We start from the raw sequence: 16,149 nt of genomic DNA on the forward strand, positions 1-16,149 counted from the left end.
GACAAAAAGTAAACAAATAAAATGGCGAAACTTTGTAGATTATTGCTATTGAAAAAGGTATAGGGGGGGGGGGTAAAATGGTGAAAAGACCTGTGCCGAGTTGGTGCAGAAAGCGGGAACGACACCCCGGGATGCCCGCCATGCGGAGGCGAACGAGGTATCCTTTTTGCTGCGGGACAGGCTTGGAATGTACAACAGGGAGGATTTTGTATGCAGCGAAAAGATTTAGCTCTGCGGGTGCTGTCTACGGCAGCCATCATGTCTATTGTTACTTCTATTGCAGCCCCGGCCTTTGCGAATGTTTACTATATCGGCAACGGCAGCATTGACGTAGAGACCGTGACGGATGCGAACGGCGAGCAGTATGTGAAAGTAACTCAGGGGAAAACGACCTACACCGACACCAGCGACGAGATCGTGATCAAGGACGGCAACAACGAGGGGAACGCTGCCCAGAAAGAGGAAAACCGTATTGAAGGAAAAAGAGCAGGGGAAGCAGTCCCGGACAGTGATCCCTCCGCCACGCAGGAGCTGGAAGCAGCCGGGCCTGCTGCCGGGGAGAGCCAGCCTGACCCGAACGATGCTTTTACCCTGAGCGAGGAAGAGGAGGACTCTGAGGAGGGCAAGGACTCCACGGACAACCCCACGGAGAATCCCACGGACAATCCCACAGAGAAACCCACGGAGAATCCTACGGACGACCCCACGGCGAACTCCAAGAAGGATGTGGTGTACCAGTACGACCCGGCGGCAGACCCGGATTCGGAGCAGCAGGCCACGAAACTCGCCCCCACCACCTCTGCCGCCCCTGCGGCAAAGACCAAGGAGGTCACTCTGGACGACGCCCCCGCCACTACTGCCCCGGCAGAGGGCAGCGCCAAAAAACCCACCACGAATGTCATCCGGGTCATCAATAACTGGGCCGAGAAGGTGCTGAATATCCGGCTCAGTAATGTGAATATTAAGGTGGATGACACCAGTCGCTATGCGGATGGAACAAGGGAGCATCGTACCAACGGTAAAGATGGGGTAGCAGCAGCAGAGGTTCAGGGAACCGGAAAAACCAAAATCGAGCTGGACGGCCAGAATCTTCTGGACAGCAGTACATCCGAGTATTGGGCGGGCCTGAACAAAAAGGACAGCGGAAACCTGACCATCACAGATGAGACCAGCGACAAGGGCGAGACCATTACCGCAAAGGAAGAAGCAGACACCTCCGGAAGCCTGAGGGCAAAAGGAGGAATTTACGGTGGAGCTGCTATTGGCGGAAACAGCTACGAAGCCACGGATAATATCACCATCGAAGGATATGCAACGGTAAATGCAAACATATTAAAAAACACATTTGGGCTCTATGGAGCCGGCATCGGCGGCGGTTGCAGCGCAAAAGGCAGCAATATCACCATCCAGGGCCATGCTAATGTTACAGCAAACGGCGGTACGAATGGAGCCGGTATCGGCGGTGGAGGCCAAGATGGTTATCGTGGTGGAGATGCGGAGAACATCACCATTCAGGACTACGCCAAAGTGACCGCTACAGGTCAAAGCGGTGCGGCCATTGGTGGCGGCTTCGGTCAATCGAAGAGTGGTAGCGCCAAACATATCGTGATCCAAGGCCACGCAACGGTCGACGCAAAGGGCAGCGGGGCCGCCATCGGTGCTGCATACGGTGACAACGCGGAGGTGACCATTGGCACAGCAGGCGCTACGGCAGAGCAGGAAGATGTCCATGTGACGGCAACATCAAGTTATGGTGCTGCCATCGGCAATGGCGCAAAAGATACCAAGGTCACCATTCAGGGCCATGTGACCATCCAGACGGCGCTCGGCTCAAATTCCGTTGCGATCGGAAGTCAATACGGAAATGTAACGGTCAATATAAAAGACAATGCCTCCATCGATACAGCTACGGGAGGATTAAACTCCAGCATTGGCGGCTGGAGTTTTGACATCGATTCGAACAGAAAAGATGTAGTGAACAAAGTTGTAGTGAACATTGACGGCGGAGAACACGGAAAAGTTAAGATCGGTGAGAACAGTGCAATATTTGGAGCCGATGGTGCAATTTCCGGCACCGAGGTCAAGATCGGCAACAACGTCTTACTTAAGATAAAACAGAGTTTGCAGAATAGTGAGTATATCGATGTGAACAATGCTGAGGCTGCGGTGGGCAAAAGAAATAACCCCGATGCCGGGGGCCTTGTAAATACCATTGGCGATAATACAGAGCTGTGGTATACCGACTTCAATGGTGTACTGCAGAAGATCGTCCATGGCAAAAATGTTTGCACCAAAAACGAGATCGGCCGCAAGGATGCCACCTGCACGGAAGAGGGCTGGGTGGAGTACGAGTGCAATTACGAAGCACAAAACAATGCAACCGGAAACAGCTGTGGCCGCACTTGGAAAGAGACCATCCCCGCTCTTGGCCACCACTGGAAGGACAACGGCGACGGCACCCACACCTGCACCAACTGCGGTGCCACCGAAGCCCTGCCCTCCGACACCAACAGCGCCCTTGAGCTGCGGGTGGTGGACGCTGAGGGCATGGACCAGCCCTTTACCGTGAGCCAGAACGGCACCCTGCGCACCTACACCGGTGCCTACGACGTCGCCACCCTTACCGGCGACCTGGACACCCTGCGCTACCTGCAGGACCACGGCGCACAGACCATCCAGTTCGTCACCAATGGCCAGACCAGCAGCTTTGCCATCAACGACCTGCTGGCACAGGGCAGCGGCAGCGAGGTGTTCTACCTCACCCACCGTGGGGCCGAAGAGCCCACCCTGCTGCTGGTGGAGGCAGACCACAGCGAACTGGTGAAAGACTAACCATCCCCGGAGGCGGAGTTTACCGCAAAGCTCCGCTTGCCTCCTTATTGCAAAAGCCCCCGGCACGTTCCGCATCGTGCCGGGGGCGTTTTTGGTTATGGGCAGGCTTCCCTTTGTACAACCTCTCCGTCACGCCTGCGGCGTGCCACCTCTCCTGGTAGGAGAGGCCTTGGCAGTCCCCGCAAAGTGAACGGTTTCGCCAGAGGCTCCCCTACTAGGGGAGCTGTCGAGCGAATGCGAGACTGAGAGGTTGGACGAAGGCACAGCTTATCGCTGTGTAGAGGCTCTTTGGAGACGGGCTTGCCCTCTCCGTCTGCTTCGCAGACACCTCTCCCAGAGGGAGAGGCTTTTGCTCACGGGCAGGCTGCGGCAGCTCCCTCTGTCGTCATTCTCCCAGACAGGCCGCAAGGTCTGCCTCCGGGGTGGTGATGGGCTTGAGGTCATATTTTTCCTGTAAGACAGCGGCCACCCCGGGGGAGAGGAAGGCGGGCAGGGTGGGGCCGAGACGGATGCCCCGGATGCCCAGCGCTAGCAGGGCCATCAGCACACAGACCGCCTTCTGCTCGAACCAGCAGAGGATGATGGAGAGGGGCAGTTCGTTGACCGAGCAGTCAAAAGCTTCGGCCAGACCCAGCGCGATCCGGATGGCACTGTAGGCGTCGTTGCACTGGCCCACGTCGAGGATGCGGGGCAGACCCGCCACCGTACCCAGCGGCAGGTCGTTGAGCCGGAACTTGCCGCAGGCCAGCGTCAGGATGACGGTGTCGGGCGGGGTCAGCTTGGCAAAATCCGTGTAGTACCGGCGGGGGGGGCGGGTGCCGTCGCAGCCGCCGATGAGGAAAAAGTGCCGGATGGCACCCTCGTGGACGGCTTGGACGATCGCCTCCGCATGGCTCAGCACGGCATGGTGGGCAAAGCCGGTGGCGACCACACTGCCGCCGTTCATGCCCGGGATGAGGGTGTCCTCCGGGTAGCCGCCCAGCTCAAGCGCCTTGGCGATGACCGGCGAAAAATCCCGGTCCTCCCCGATATGGGTGACGCCGGGATAGGAGACGACAGAGGTGGTGAATACCCGGTCGGCATAGCTGGGCCGGAGGGGCATGATGCAGTTGGTGGTGAAGAGCACCGGTGCAGGGATGTCCTCAAACTCCCGCTGCTGGTTCTGCCATGCGGTGCCGAAGTTGCCTTTCAGATGAGGAAAGCGCTTTTTCAGCTCCGGGTAGCCGTGGGCAGGCAGCATCTCGGAGTGGGTGTAGACATTGATGCCCTTGCCCTCGGTCTGCTCCAACAGGCACTTGGCGTCGTAGAGGTCGTGGCCGGAGATGACGATGAAAGGCCCTTTCTCGATGGTCAGGGACACCTCCACCGGCTCCGGGTCGCCAAATGCGCCGGTGTTGGCCTTGTCCAGCTCGGCCATGACCCGGTAGGCCATCCGCCCGGTGTCCTCTACCAGCTGGAAGAGCTTGTCCTTGTCCCGCTCCTGTGCGATGGCCCGCAGCGCCGTGCAGAAAAACAGGTCGATCTCGCCATCGGTATAGCCCAGCACCCGCGCGTGGTAGGAGTAAGCCGCCATGCCGCGCAGCCCAAAGAGGACAAAGGAGCACAGGCTCTTCCGGTCGGGGTCCGGCTCCTGCCACAGCTTCTGCATATCGTAGTCGGACACTGGTGCAGGTGCAGGGCTGGCCGAGGCAAAGGCTTCCTGCTTGGCCTTCCAGACCTTATCGGTCAGCTGCGCCACCGTCTGGGGGTCGAAATCAACATTGGTGATGGTGGTGAACAATCCTTCCGTCAGCAGGAGTGCCTGCGGGGGCTGGATGGGTCTGCCGATGTCCAGCAGCAGGGTGGCAAAGCCGATGAGTGCCCCGGTGAGCTTGTCCTGCGCGTCGGCTGTCTCGGCTGATTTGCCGCAGACACCCGCTTTTCCGGTGCAGGCCGTGCAGTTTGCCGCCTGCTCACATTGATAACAGAACATCATTTCGTCCATGCAAAAACCTCTTTTCGTTTGATGAAAGGAGTATGAGCGGGACAGCAGACAGTTATGCAGACAGGCGGGCAAAACAAAAGGGCCGCACCCTCGCGGATGCGGCCCTTGCAGATCAGGAAAAGCTTAGTAGGTGATGCCCTGAGCCATCATGGCGGTAGCGACCTTCAGGAAGCCGGCGCAGTTTGCACCGACCATCAGGTTGCCCTCGGAGCCGGCGGCCACGGATGCATCGTAGGAAGCGTGGAAGATGCCCTCCATGATGCCCTTCAGCTTTGCATCGACCTCTTCGAAGCTCCAGCTCAGACGCTCGGAGTTCTGGCTCATCTCCAGACCAGAGGTAGCCACGCCGCCGGCGTTGGAAGCCTTTGCGGGTCCGTACAGGATGCCGTTGGACAGGTAGACCTCGATGGCCTCGGGAGTGCTGGGCATGTTAGCGCCCTCGCAGACCACGGTGCAGCCGCCCTTCACCAGAGCCTCTGCAGACTCCTTGTTGATCTCGTTCTGGGTAGCGCAGGGCAGGGCGATGTCGCAGGGGATAGTCCAGACCTTGGTGCAGTCAGCAACATAGGTCGCATCCTTGTGGGTCTCAGCATACTCCTTGATGCGGCCGCGGCGGACTTCCTTCAGGTCCTTGACGTAGGCCAGGTCGATGCCGTTGGGGTCGTAGACATAGCCGTTGGAGTCGGACATGGTGACGACCTTGGCACCCAGCTGGGTGGCCTTCTCGCAGGCGTAGATGGCGACATTGCCGGAGCCGGAGATGACCACGGTCTTGCCCTCGAAGCTGTCGCTGCGCATGCACTTCAGAGCCTCAGCGGTGAAGTAGCACAGGCCGTAGCCGGTAGCCTCGGTACGGGCCAGAGAACCGCCGAAGGTCAGGCCCTTGCCGGTGAGCATACCGCCCTGGAAGCTGTTGGTCAGACGCTTGTACTGGCCGAACATATAGCCGACCTCGCGGCCGCCGACGCCAATATCACCGGCGGGGCAGTCCACGAACTGGCCGATGTGGCGGTACAGCTCGGTCATGAAGCTCTGGCAGAAGCGCATGACTTCCATGTCGCTCTTGCCGTGGGGGTCGAAGTCGGAGCCGCCCTTGCCGCCGCCCATGGGCAGGGTGGTCAGGCTGTTCTTGAAGGTCTGCTCGAAGCCGAGGAACTTCAGGATGCCCTGATTGACAGAAGGATGGAAGCGCAGGCCGCCCTTGTAGGGGCCGATGGCGCTGTTGAACTGGACGCGGTAGCCGCGGTTCACCTGGACCTTGCCCTGGTCATCGACCCAGGGTACACGGAAGGTGATGATGCGCTCAGGCTCGACCAGACGCTCGATGAGGCCGGCCTTCTCGTACTCGGGATGCTTCTCCACGACGGGCTGGATGCTCTCCAGCACCTCGCGGACAGCCTGCAGGAACTCGGGCTCGTTGGCATTGCGCTTTTCCAGGCCCTCGTAGACACGCTTCAGATATTCATTCGTCAGCATAATGATATACTCCTTTTCCCTTATCTCTATTGTGTGGAGGCTCCGTCTTTCCCGTTTCCCACGGCGGGGCGGATAAGCCTCTGACCACTTTGCTATTATAAAGCTTTATCTGCCGATTTACAAGATGGCCCGCCCCGCAAAAACCGGAAAATCTTTCAAAAAACCATGGAAAAGATGAATGCACTTCACGAAAAAGACGGGACACATCAAAAAACGGCGATAAAACCTGCTTTTGTAAAGAAACAAAAAATCCCTGCACCGGCTCAGAACAGGCGGTACAGGGAGGAAAAGTCTTACTTCAGCAGCTTCTCGCAGGCGTCAGCGGCACCCTCGAGGAACTGACCGCCGTAGGTCTCGATCATGCCGGCGTCGGACAGCGCAGCCAGCTGCGGGTCGATGGGGCATTTGGCCAGAACGGGCAGGTGATGCTTTGCGGCCACCTCGTCCACATGGCTGTCGCCGAACACATTGATGTGCTTGCCGCAGTCGGGGCAGACGATATAGCTCATGTTCTCGACGATGCCCAGCATCGGCACCTTCATCATCTCGGCCATGTTCACGGCCTTGGCCACGATCATGCTCACCAGCTCCTGCGGGCTTGCCACGACGACGATGCCGTCCACGGGCAGGCTCTGGAAGACGGTCAGAGGGACGTCACCGGTTCCCGGAGGCATATCCACGAACAGGAAATCAACGTCTTTCCAGACCACATCGGTCCAGAACTGCTTGACCGCACCGGCGATGACGGGGCCGCGCCAGACGACGGGGTCTTCCTCGTTCTCCACCAGCAGGTTGATGCTCATGACGTCGATGCCCATCCGGCTCTGGATGGGCCAGCAGCCCTTGTCGTCGGCCATGGCGCGGCCATGGATGCCGAACAGCTTCGGGATGGACGGGCCGGTGATGTCGGCGTCGAGGATGCCGCAGTGGTAGCCGCGGCGTGCCATTGCACAGGCCAGCAGGGCGCTGGTCATGCTCTTGCCGACGCCGCCCTTGCCGGATACGACGCCGATGACCTTCTTGACGCTGCTATTGGGGTTGGGTGCGTCATGCTGGGGCGCAGCATCGCGGGAAGAACACGCTGCCCCGCAGTTGGAGCAGTCATGGGTACATTCTTCGCTCATTGTCTCGTTGCGCACGGCCGTGGTACCGGGGTGCGCTTCCTCCTTGCATTCTTAGATCCGGTCTGGCAGAACATTCCCGCCAGATACAATATATATCATATCATAAAACTGGGAAAGAAACAACCCACGGCCACGCTCATATTTCCCAGAGCAGTTTACATATCTATAAAAAGATACACTGGGGAAAGGGAGGGGTGCGCTGTGCGGCAGAGCTATCTGAAAAACGCAGCCCTGATGACCGGGGCGGACGTCCTGCTCCGTCTGGCGGGCATGGGGCTGCGCATCTGGCTGGCGAACGCTCTGGGCGGCGAGGGGATGGGACTGTACCAGCTGGTGCTGGCGGTCTATTCGCTCTTCGTCACGCTGGCGACGGCGGGCGTCTCGGTGGCGGCCACCCGCCTGATGGCCGAAGAGCTGGCCCGCAGCCCGGCGGAGGCCCGGGGGATGCTTCACCGTCTCCTGCTGGCAGGGGCCGGGCTGGGCGTGCTGGCGCTGGCGGCGCAGTTCGGGCTGGCGGGTCTCGCCGCAAAATGGTGGCTGGGCGATGTCCGCGCAGCGGGGGCGCTGCGTGTCTCGTCGCTGGGTCTGCCGTGGATGGCGGTGTCGTCGGTACTGCGGGGCTTTTTCATCGCCCGGCGGCAGGTGGAGCCAAACGTCCTGAGCCAGCTGGCCGAACAGACCGTCCGCATCGGTATCGTCTACTTTGCGCTGGAGCGGGCCGACGTCCTCGGCTGGGACGTGGGCGGGCGCTGCACGGCAGTGCTGGGCGCAACGGCGGTCAGTGAGGCCGTCAGTACCGGGCTGATGGCACTTTTTTACCGTAAAGAGGCCCGCCGCTGCTTCGGCGCGCGGCCTGCCTGCCGCCCGCAGGAGCCGGGAAAGCGCCTCTGGGACATCCTCTGGCCGGTGGAGGGAGGACGTTGTCTCGCCAGCGCTCTCCACACCGCGGAGAATATGCTGGTGCCGGCCTGTCTGGCAGTCTATCTGCAATTTTCCGGCGGGCGTGCCGAAGCCGTGGCCCAGTACGGCAGCCTCAAGGGGATGGCCCTGCCTCTGCTGACCTTTCCCTTCGGACTGCTGGGGAGCCTTTCCGTCTTACTGATGCCCGAGATCACTCAGGCCCACCTCCGGGGCCAGAACGGGCGGCTGGCGGCTCTCATCGACAGGATGCTCCGTCTCACCGGCTATTTCTCGGCGCTGGCAGGCGCGGCGTTCTGGGTGTGGGGTCAGCCGCTGGCCGAAGCCCTCTACGGCAGCGCCGAGGCGGGCAGCTACCTCGTCATCCTCGGCCCGGCCATGCCGCTGATGTATCTCGAGAGCATGGTGGACGGTGCCATGAAGGGGGTAGGAGAACAGAAAGCCGTGTTCCGGTACAGCATGTGGGACTCCTGTCTCCGCATTGCGGGCGTGCTGCTCCTGCTGCCCCGCTTCGGGATGAAGGGCTTTCTTTTTGTGATCTTGCTGTCCAGCTTCTACACCTGCACCGCCAACACGGGGCGGCTGCTGTCCAGCTGCGGCCTGCGGCTGCAACTCTGGCGGTGGCTGGGCGCACCGGGACTTGCGGGGGCCGTCAGCGCCGGGGCCGGGCTGGCCCTGCGGCATCTTTTAGCGGACTGGCTTACCGGCGGAGTCCCCTTGCAGCTGGCGGCGGTAGCTCTGGGCGGCGCGGGGATGGCCGTGGTCTGCTTTGCGGCGGCGTGGCCGCTGGGCCTCGGCGAAGAGCTGCGGGCCGTGGCGGCGGGGGAGAGGCGGCATAAGAAAAATGTCCAAAAAGTGAAATAGCTGGACACGGGGGAGAGAATCGAGTATAATACTAAAGATATTATGGGGTGATAGGCCCTTGAAATGAAAAACGGCAGCTGACATCTTCGGATGCCGGCCCCCGATGCAAAAGAGGATATGCTGTGAAGGAAAAGAAAACAAATCTGCTGCAGGTACTGGCCCGCCGGGCTCTGCTGGTGGCGCTGGACGGAGCCATCGTAGCCTTCAGCTTTTATTTCGCCCTGCTGCTGCGCGCAGACGGCGCTGTCGAGGCCTCCTGGTGGCCCCATAACCGCGCCCTGCTCTACGCGAATCTGCCCTGGATCGTGGCGGTCTATCTGCTCAGCTTTCTGGCCGGGCGGCTCTACACCATCCTTTGGAAGTACGCCGGGGAGCGTGACCTCATCCGTCTGGCCGGGATGATCGCCGTCCCGACGGGCATCGTCTATCTGGTCAACCGCTGCTTCATCCACGGCGTGCTTTTCAACTCGGCCAACGCCATGGCGGCGGTGCTCATTTTACTGTTGATCGGCGGGAGCCGTCTGGCCTGGCGGCTCTTCCTGAATCACCCGCTGGGCGAGCGGCTGCGCGGCAACGCCAGCAAGGACCCCAACCGCCCTGTCATGATCGTGGGTGCGGGCGAGGCCGGTGCGTGGGCCATCAATGTCTGCAAGACCAACACCAGCTACGGCCATGTCATCGTGGCCGTGGACGATGACCCCAACAAGCTGGGCCAGACCATCCACGGTGTCCCGGTGCGCGGCACACTGGAAGAAATTCCTGACCTGTGTACCCGCTACAACATCCACACCATCATCGTGGCGATCCCGACCCTGAAGGGAAACCGCCTGAACCACGTCATCGACCTCTGCGTCTCCACCCACTGCGCCGTGCAGATGCTCAGCGACCCCCAGCTGGTGGGTGCAGGCACCCCTCAGCAGGGTGCGTTCCGTGAGCTGAACACCGCCGATTTCCTCTCCCGTGAGGAAGTCACACTGGACACGGAGAAAATTTCCGGCTACCTCACCGGCAAGACCGTTCTGGTGACGGGCGGCGGCGGCAGCATCGGCAGTGAGCTCTGCCGTCAGGTCATGCGCTTCAAGCCTGCAAAACTGCTTATCTTCGATATTTATGAGAACTGCGCCTATGAACTGCTGATGGAACTGCAGCAGAAGTATGGCCGTGATGTGCCGGTCACGGTGCTGGTCGGCTCCATCCGGGACAAGGCCCGTCTGGACGAGGTATTTGAGACGTACCACCCGACGGTGGTGTTCCATGCCGCCGCCCACAAGCACGTCCCGCTGATGGAGATCAGCCCCGCCGAGGCCGTCAAGAACAATGTCTTTGGCACCAAGAATCTGCTCACCAGTGCCAGCGAACACGGCGTGGAGCGGCTGGTGCAGCTCTCCACCGATAAGGCCGTCAACCCCACCAGCGTCATGGGCTGCACCAAGCGCTTGTGTGAGATGCTCATCCAGACCTTCGCGGGCAACACCGACATGAAGTGCGTCGCTGTCCGCTTCGGCAATGTGCTGGGCAGCCACGGCAGCGTCATCCCGCTGTTTGAGGCGCAGATCAAAAAGGGCGGCCCCGTCACCCTCACCGACCCCAACATCGAGCGCTACTTTATGACCATCCCGGAGGCGGCACAGCTGGTGCTGCAGGCCGGTGCGCTGGCCGAGAGCGGCAGCATCTATGTGCTGGATATGGGCGAGCCGGTCAAGATCATGGACCTTGCAAAACAGCTCATCCGCTTCTATGGCTATGAGCCGGGCGTGAACATGGATATTAAGATCGTGGGTCTGCGCCCCGGCGAAAAACTCTACGAAGAGCTGATGATGGACGAGGAGCAGGACAAGATGCGCCGCACCGTCCACAATAAGATCTTCGTGGCTCCGCCCCGGAACATCGACCTGGGCGAGTTCTACCAGCAGCTCCAGGAGCTGGCCGTCGCCGCCGAGCACAACGACGACAGCGTGGTGGAGCAGTTGGCCAAAATGGTGCCTACCTTTACCCCCACCCGCGAGAACCTCAAGCTGTAAAACCGCTGGCTGCACGGCATCTTTGCCGTGTAAAAATATATGAGAGGGATGTACAATCATGGAAAAGAAACCGTTTTTGACTGAGTCGATGGCTCAGGACATCATTCAGGACGTACCCACCCCCTTCCACGTCTATGACGAGAAGGGCATTCGAGAGAACGCCCGCCGCATCAACAAGGCATTCAGCTGGAACAAGGGCTTCCGCGAGTATTTTGCGGTCAAGGCTCTGCCGAACCCCGTCATCCTCCAGATCCTGAAGGAAGAGGGCTGCGGCGTGGACTGCTCCTCTCTGACCGAGCTGATGCTCAGCGAAGTGTGCGGCTTTGAGGGCAGCGACATCATGTTCTCCTCCAACCAGACCCCTGTGGAGGACATGAAGAAGGCTTACGAGCTGGGCGCTTATATCAACCTCGATGACGCCACGATGGTGGACTTCCTCGACCGCGTGGCCGGTGTGCCGGAGAACATCTTCTGCCGTTACAATCCGGGCGGCACCTTCCAGCTGGGCGAGAGCAAAGAGGGCTTCCAGGTCATGGACAAGCCCGGCGACGCCAAGTACGGCATGACCGAGGAGCAGATGATCGACAGCTACAAGAAGCTGGCTGCAAAGGGTGCCAAAAACTTTGGCATCCACGCCTTCCTCGCCTCCAACACCATCTCTGATGCCTATTATCCTGAGCTGGCAGGCATCCTCTTCCAGCTGGCTGTCCGCGTCCAGAAGGCCACCGGCGTGCATATCGCCTACATCAACCTGTCCGGCGGTGTCGGCATCCCGTACCGCCCCGAGCAGACGGAGAACGACATCATGGCCATCGGCGAGGGCGTTCGCAAGAAGTTTGAAGAAATTCTCGTCCCCGCCGGCATGGGCGATGTCTCCATCTTCACCGAGATGGGCCGCTTCACCACCGGCCCCTACGGCGCTCTGGTGGCTACTGCCATCCACGAGAAGCACATCTATAAGGAATACATCGGTCTGGATGCCTGCGCGGCCAACCTGATGCGCCCCGCCATGTACGGCGCTTACCACCACATCACCGTGCTGGGCAAGGAAGACGCACCCCACGACCACAAGTACGATGTGGTCGGCGGTCTGTGCGAGAACAACGACAAGTTTGCCATCGACCGTATGCTGCCCAAGATCGACATCGGCGACATCGTGTATATCCACGACACCGGCGCGCACGGCTCTGCCATGGGCTACAACTACAACGGCAAGCTGCGCAGCGCCGAGGTCCTGCTCTGCGAGGACGGCTCTCACCGCCTCATCCGCCGTGCCGAGACTCCCCACGACTACTTTGCAACGCTGGACTTCCTGCCCTTCATGAAGCCGCTGCTGGGCGAGTACAACGACGACTGAGCACGCTTCTGACTCCATCACACCAGAATAAAGCGAGGAACGACGCAGATGTTTTTTGGATTCCAACTCACCTGTGGCCTGATGCTGGTCTTTTACGGCTATTCGGTCATGAAAAATCCACGGGTCTGGGGCGACCAGGGCCGTCAGGCCGTCAAGGCCGAAAATTTCCCCGAGTACTGCCGCCAGAACGGCCTGTTTTTCCTGAAAGCTGGCTTCATCATGGCGCTCATTGGTGCGCTGGACGCGCTGGTAACGCTTTCGGGTCTGCTGTACGTCCTGCTGTACCTGTTCGGGCTGGCGTTTGCGTTCTACCCGCTGACCCGCTGGTGCAAGGAGAACGAGGGCTTTTCGTGGCCCTGGCCCCGCGTCGAGAGCGAGAAAAAGCGCATCAAGAAACTGCGCCGGCAGCAGGAGGCCGAAAAGGCGGAACGAGAAGAAAAGTAAATAGCAAAAAATAAGAGGCCGCTGTAAAAGCAACCTCTCAGTCTCACTTCGTTCGACAGCTCCCCTACCGAGGGGAGCCTCTGGCGAAGAGATTGGGCTTTCTGCCATGCCAAAGCCTCCCCTCGATAGGGGAGGCGGCACGGCGAAGCCGTGACGGAGAGGTTGAACACAGCGGCCTCTTTTTGTTTTCTTAAATCAAACCATTTTCTTTGCAATAGTGATAAATACCATCCTCTGCACAGGTGCCGCAGACCTCGCTGGCGATGGCTTTCAAATCGGCAGAGGCGTTGCCCATGGCAACGCTGTGACCGACAGCCTGAAACATTTCTATATCGTTGTTGCCGTCACCGAAAGCCATTGCATCCTCGGGCGTCAGGCCGTAGTAGGCCAGAACTTTCTGGATACCGGCTCCTTTTCCGCCGGAGATGGGGATGATGTCCACCGCCCTATCCCACCAGGCGGCGATTTTTGCACCGCTCGTGCCTTTGAGGATGGCGGGCCAGTCGCTTTCGCGGCAGCCCATCAGCAGCTGGAAAACTTCACCTCGGGAGACTTCATCGAACTGATCGGAAATGACCGGCGCTCGCCCGCCGATGGCGTAATATGCCGTTAAATCGTCATCCGTTCCGTTGGAGAGCAGCTGCGTCCGTCCTGCAACCGACACCGGACGACCAAGCGCTGTGGCGTTTTGGATCAGCGTCTGCACATCCTGCGGCGGGATGGGGCTGACAAAAATATCTCCGCGACGGTCGTAGCAGTAGGAGCCGTTGTAGGTAAGAAAGACATCGAACTCCACGCCGTCGAATTTCGGCACAATGAGCGGAGAACGCCCGGTGGCGATGGCCAGCAGGATGCCGTTTTGCTGTAAGCGGCGCAGAGCGTCCAGTGTCCGCTCAGTAATACGCTTTTTCTCCATGTCGATGAGGGTGCCGTCGATGTCGAAAAAGATGATGCGGGGCTTGTGCATGGTGCTGTACCTCCAATGCAAAAAGAGGGGAGAGACTTACCTGCGGGTCTTGCGGTCAGGGTACATCAACAGCCTCCTGCCTGCTCTTGTCCAGCCCATCGAACTGCTTTACGATCTGCGGGTCTTTCAGTTTGATGACCTTGCCGGAGAGGTAGTGGAGGGTATTTTCCTCGGGAATGTCGAGAAAGCTGATGCGGACGGCGCAGAGGGCCTGCGTCTTGGTGCCGGTGCGCTCATTCATCTTGCGGTTGCCGTACTTGATGTCGCCCAGCACCGGCTTGCCCAGATAGGCCAGATGGGCGCGTATCTGGTGAGTGCGGCCGGTGATGAGGCCGATGCGGCAGAGGGCGAAGGGGCCAGCCGTCCGCAGCACGTCCACATCGGTGATGATCTGCTTGCGGCGCTCGTCCTGGGACTGGTGGGCGTGGATGCTCACCTTATTGTTCTTCTCGTCGTGCTCCCACCATGCAGTGAAGCGCCCGCTCTGAGGGATGCCCACCGTGATGGTGTAGTATTCCTTCTTGAGCAGGTCAGTGCGGATGATCTCGTTCATGTCCCGGAGGGCGGCGTAGCTCTTGGCCGCGATGACGAGGCCCTCAGTGCCGCGGTCGAGGCGGTTGCAGATGCCGGGCTTGAAGCGGTTCTCGCCCTGCGGGTCGTACTCGCCCTTCTGGGCCAGATACTGGGTGAAGGCGTCCACAAGGTTTGCGTCGCCGGTGCGGTCGCTGTGGCAGAGCAGGTGGGTGGGCTTGTAGAGGACGGCAATGTTCTCGTCCTCGTAGATGACCGTCACCTTGGGCTGGTTCTGCTGCTTTTTGGGGGCGGGCTTGCGGGTCGGCTTTGCACCCTCAGGCGGGAAGAATTCGTCGTTGATGTAGAGCTCAATGAGGTCACCGGCTTTGAGGCGGTCTTCGGGTACACCCTTTTTGCCGTTGACCTTGATGCGCTTGTTGCGGAAACTCTTGTATAAAAGGCTGGTAGGGAAATCGCGGGTCACGCTCTGGACAAAGCGGGAGAGGCGGACACCCTCGTCGTTGGCGGTGGCAGTGTATTGTTTCATAAAAGTATATCCTTTTTGCTTTTCTGGAAAGATTCTGCTTGCCTTTTTGCCAAAGGCTCCCCTACAAGGGGAGCTGGCGAGGAGCTTGCGACGAGACTGAGAGGTTGTACGAAGGATGGCTTTGCCGTAGGAATGAAACCTCTCCGTCATTGCTTCGCAATGCCACCTCCCCTATCGAGGGGAGGCTCTGGCGTACCGAAAAGTGTTCTTTCTACTTTATAATAATCTACTCTCCCCGTGAAGTCAACGCAGAATATTTTCTGTCGGCTCTTGTCTTTTGCCGAAAATGGGGTACTATAAAAGAAACGACTACAAACAAAGGAGCGCAGCTATGGCAGGACAGAACATAAGCCACGAGGGCCATCGGCAGCGGATGCGCGCCCGGGTGGAGCAGTACGGGCTGGAAAGCCTCGCACCCCACGAGGCACTGGAATATCTGCTCTACATCACCAACGCCCGCCGGGATACCAACGGCATCGCCCACGCGCTGCTGGAGCGGTTCGGCAGCTTTGCCGGTGTGCTGGAAGCCAGTGAAGAAGAACTCTGCCGTGTGCCGGGCGTCGGCCCGGCCAGCGCCCGGATGCTGCATCTCCTACCCGAGGTGAGCCGGTACTACGAGCACAGCCGCACCAGCACCGAAGGTGCGCTGACCACCACCGAGCGGCTGGCGGCTTACCTGAAACCCCGCTTCGCCGGGGCAAAACAGGAGAAAGCTCTGCTCCTTTCGCTGGACAGCCGCAGCCGGGTGAAGAGCGTATACTGGCTCAAGGAGGGGAACAGCCGGATGGTGAGCCTCGAGGTGAAGGACGTCGTCTCGGCGGCGCTCCGGGGCGGGACAGAAAGCGTCGTGCTCTGCCACAACCACCCCAACGGTGTGCCGCTGCCCTCCCGCGAAGACCTCGCCGCCACCGAGAACATCGTCCGTGCGCTGGGGCTGGTCAAGATACGCCTGCGGGACCACATCATTCTCGCCGAAAACGACTACTTCTCCATGCGGGAATCCAACCGCCTGCCGTTCTACGACTTCGAGACCGGCGCAATGTTACGCCCATATGGAAGAGAATGATTTACATTATAAAATAATTGTGGTATAATGGCTGCA

The 16,149-nt window shown here is 59.8% G+C and carries 11 protein-coding genes; 6 read left to right on the forward strand and 5 right to left on the reverse strand.

The window, feature by feature from the left end:
* The first annotated feature begins 210 nt into the window (after nucleotides 1-210).
* A complete protein-coding gene (locus F3G95_RS09095; protein ID WP_149794675.1) occupies nucleotides 211-2,832 on the forward strand; it encodes a PT domain-containing protein in 2,622 nt (873 codons plus the stop codon).
* Nucleotides 2,833-3,217: 385 nt separating this feature from the next.
* On the opposite strand, the gene hcp is transcribed toward F3G95_RS09095, so the two are convergent.
* The 3 genes from hcp to F3G95_RS09110 all read right to left on the reverse strand — a co-directional run bounded on the left by hcp (nucleotide 3,218) and on the right by F3G95_RS09110 (nucleotide 7,416).
* Nucleotides 3,218-4,816, reverse strand: coding sequence for a hydroxylamine reductase (gene hcp / locus F3G95_RS09100; protein WP_149794676.1), 1,599 nt, complete (start codon nucleotides 4,814-4,816; stop codon nucleotides 3,218-3,220).
* Between the two features lie 123 nt (nucleotides 4,817-4,939).
* Nucleotides 4,940-6,292, reverse strand: coding sequence for an NADP-specific glutamate dehydrogenase (gene gdhA / locus F3G95_RS09105; protein ID WP_149794677.1), 1,353 nt, complete (start codon nucleotides 6,290-6,292; stop codon nucleotides 4,940-4,942).
* A 293-nt stretch (nucleotides 6,293-6,585) separates the two neighbouring features.
* Nucleotides 6,586-7,416: an Mrp/NBP35 family ATP-binding protein gene (locus F3G95_RS09110; protein ID WP_187156303.1), complete on the reverse strand. Its 831-nt coding sequence runs from the start codon at nucleotides 7,414-7,416 to the stop codon at nucleotides 6,586-6,588.
* A 201-nt stretch (nucleotides 7,417-7,617) separates the two neighbouring features.
* Between F3G95_RS09110 and F3G95_RS09115 the strand changes: the two genes are divergently transcribed.
* The 4 genes from F3G95_RS09115 to F3G95_RS09130 all read left to right on the forward strand — a co-directional run bounded on the left by F3G95_RS09115 (nucleotide 7,618) and on the right by F3G95_RS09130 (nucleotide 13,020).
* Nucleotides 7,618-9,198, forward strand: a complete 1,581-nt coding sequence (locus F3G95_RS09115; RefSeq protein ID WP_149794678.1) for an oligosaccharide flippase family protein — start codon at nucleotides 7,618-7,620, stop codon at nucleotides 9,196-9,198.
* A 122-nt stretch (nucleotides 9,199-9,320) separates the two neighbouring features.
* The gene (locus F3G95_RS09120) at nucleotides 9,321-11,219 is read left to right on the forward strand and encodes a nucleoside-diphosphate sugar epimerase/dehydratase (RefSeq protein WP_149794679.1); all 1,899 of its coding nucleotides are present in this window, start codon (nucleotides 9,321-9,323) and stop codon (nucleotides 11,217-11,219) included.
* Nucleotides 11,220-11,277: 58 nt separating this feature from the next.
* A complete protein-coding gene (locus F3G95_RS09125) occupies nucleotides 11,278-12,576 on the forward strand; it encodes a diaminopimelate decarboxylase (RefSeq protein ID WP_149794680.1) in 1,299 nt (432 codons plus the stop codon).
* A 48-nt stretch (nucleotides 12,577-12,624) separates the two neighbouring features.
* Entirely contained in the window at nucleotides 12,625-13,020 is a 396-nt protein-coding gene (locus F3G95_RS09130) for a hypothetical protein (protein ID WP_015564989.1), read from the forward strand.
* A gap of 190 nt (nucleotides 13,021-13,210) precedes the next feature.
* On the opposite strand, the gene F3G95_RS09135 is transcribed toward F3G95_RS09130, so the two are convergent.
* Nucleotides 13,211-13,987, reverse strand: a complete 777-nt coding sequence (locus F3G95_RS09135) for a Cof-type HAD-IIB family hydrolase (protein ID WP_149794681.1) — start codon at nucleotides 13,985-13,987, stop codon at nucleotides 13,211-13,213.
* A gap of 55 nt (nucleotides 13,988-14,042) precedes the next feature.
* The gene (locus F3G95_RS09140) at nucleotides 14,043-15,047 is read right to left on the reverse strand and encodes an RluA family pseudouridine synthase (RefSeq protein ID WP_149794682.1); all 1,005 of its coding nucleotides are present in this window, start codon (nucleotides 15,045-15,047) and stop codon (nucleotides 14,043-14,045) included.
* Nucleotides 15,048-15,378: 331 nt separating this feature from the next.
* Between F3G95_RS09140 and F3G95_RS09145 the strand changes: the two genes are divergently transcribed.
* Nucleotides 15,379-16,113, forward strand: coding sequence for a JAB domain-containing protein (locus tag F3G95_RS09145; RefSeq protein ID WP_015564992.1), 735 nt, complete (start codon nucleotides 15,379-15,381; stop codon nucleotides 16,111-16,113).
* Nucleotides 16,114-16,149 lie beyond the last annotated feature (36 nt).

The organism is Faecalibacterium sp. Marseille-P9312 (genome assembly GCF_902497445.1).
GTDB classification, from domain to species: Bacteria; Bacillota; Clostridia; order Oscillospirales; family Ruminococcaceae; genus Faecalibacterium; species Faecalibacterium longum.

What these genes read in the sequence shown, in the direction of transcription:
- F3G95_RS09095 (WP_149794675.1), top strand. Translation starts at nt 211, where the DNA reads ATGCAGCGAAAAGATTTAGCTCTGCGGGTGCTGTCTACGGCAGCCATC.
- hcp (WP_149794676.1), bottom strand. Translation starts at nt 4,816, where the DNA reads ATGGACGAAATGATGTTCTGTTATCAATGTGAGCAGGCGGCAAACTGC.
- gdhA (WP_149794677.1), bottom strand. Translation starts at nt 6,292, where the DNA reads ATGCTGACGAATGAATATCTGAAGCGTGTCTACGAGGGCCTGGAAAAG.
- F3G95_RS09110 (WP_187156303.1), bottom strand. Translation starts at nt 7,416, where the DNA reads ATGAGCGAAGAATGTACCCATGACTGCTCCAACTGCGGGGCAGCGTGT.
- F3G95_RS09125 (WP_149794680.1), top strand. Translation starts at nt 11,278, where the DNA reads ATGGAAAAGAAACCGTTTTTGACTGAGTCGATGGCTCAGGACATCATT.
- F3G95_RS09130 (WP_015564989.1), top strand. Translation starts at nt 12,625, where the DNA reads ATGTTTTTTGGATTCCAACTCACCTGTGGCCTGATGCTGGTCTTTTAC.
- F3G95_RS09135 (WP_149794681.1), bottom strand. Translation starts at nt 13,987, where the DNA reads ATGCACAAGCCCCGCATCATCTTTTTCGACATCGACGGCACCCTCATC.
- F3G95_RS09140 (WP_149794682.1), bottom strand. Translation starts at nt 15,047, where the DNA reads ATGAAACAATACACTGCCACCGCCAACGACGAGGGTGTCCGCCTCTCC.
- F3G95_RS09145 (WP_015564992.1), top strand. Translation starts at nt 15,379, where the DNA reads ATGGCAGGACAGAACATAAGCCACGAGGGCCATCGGCAGCGGATGCGC.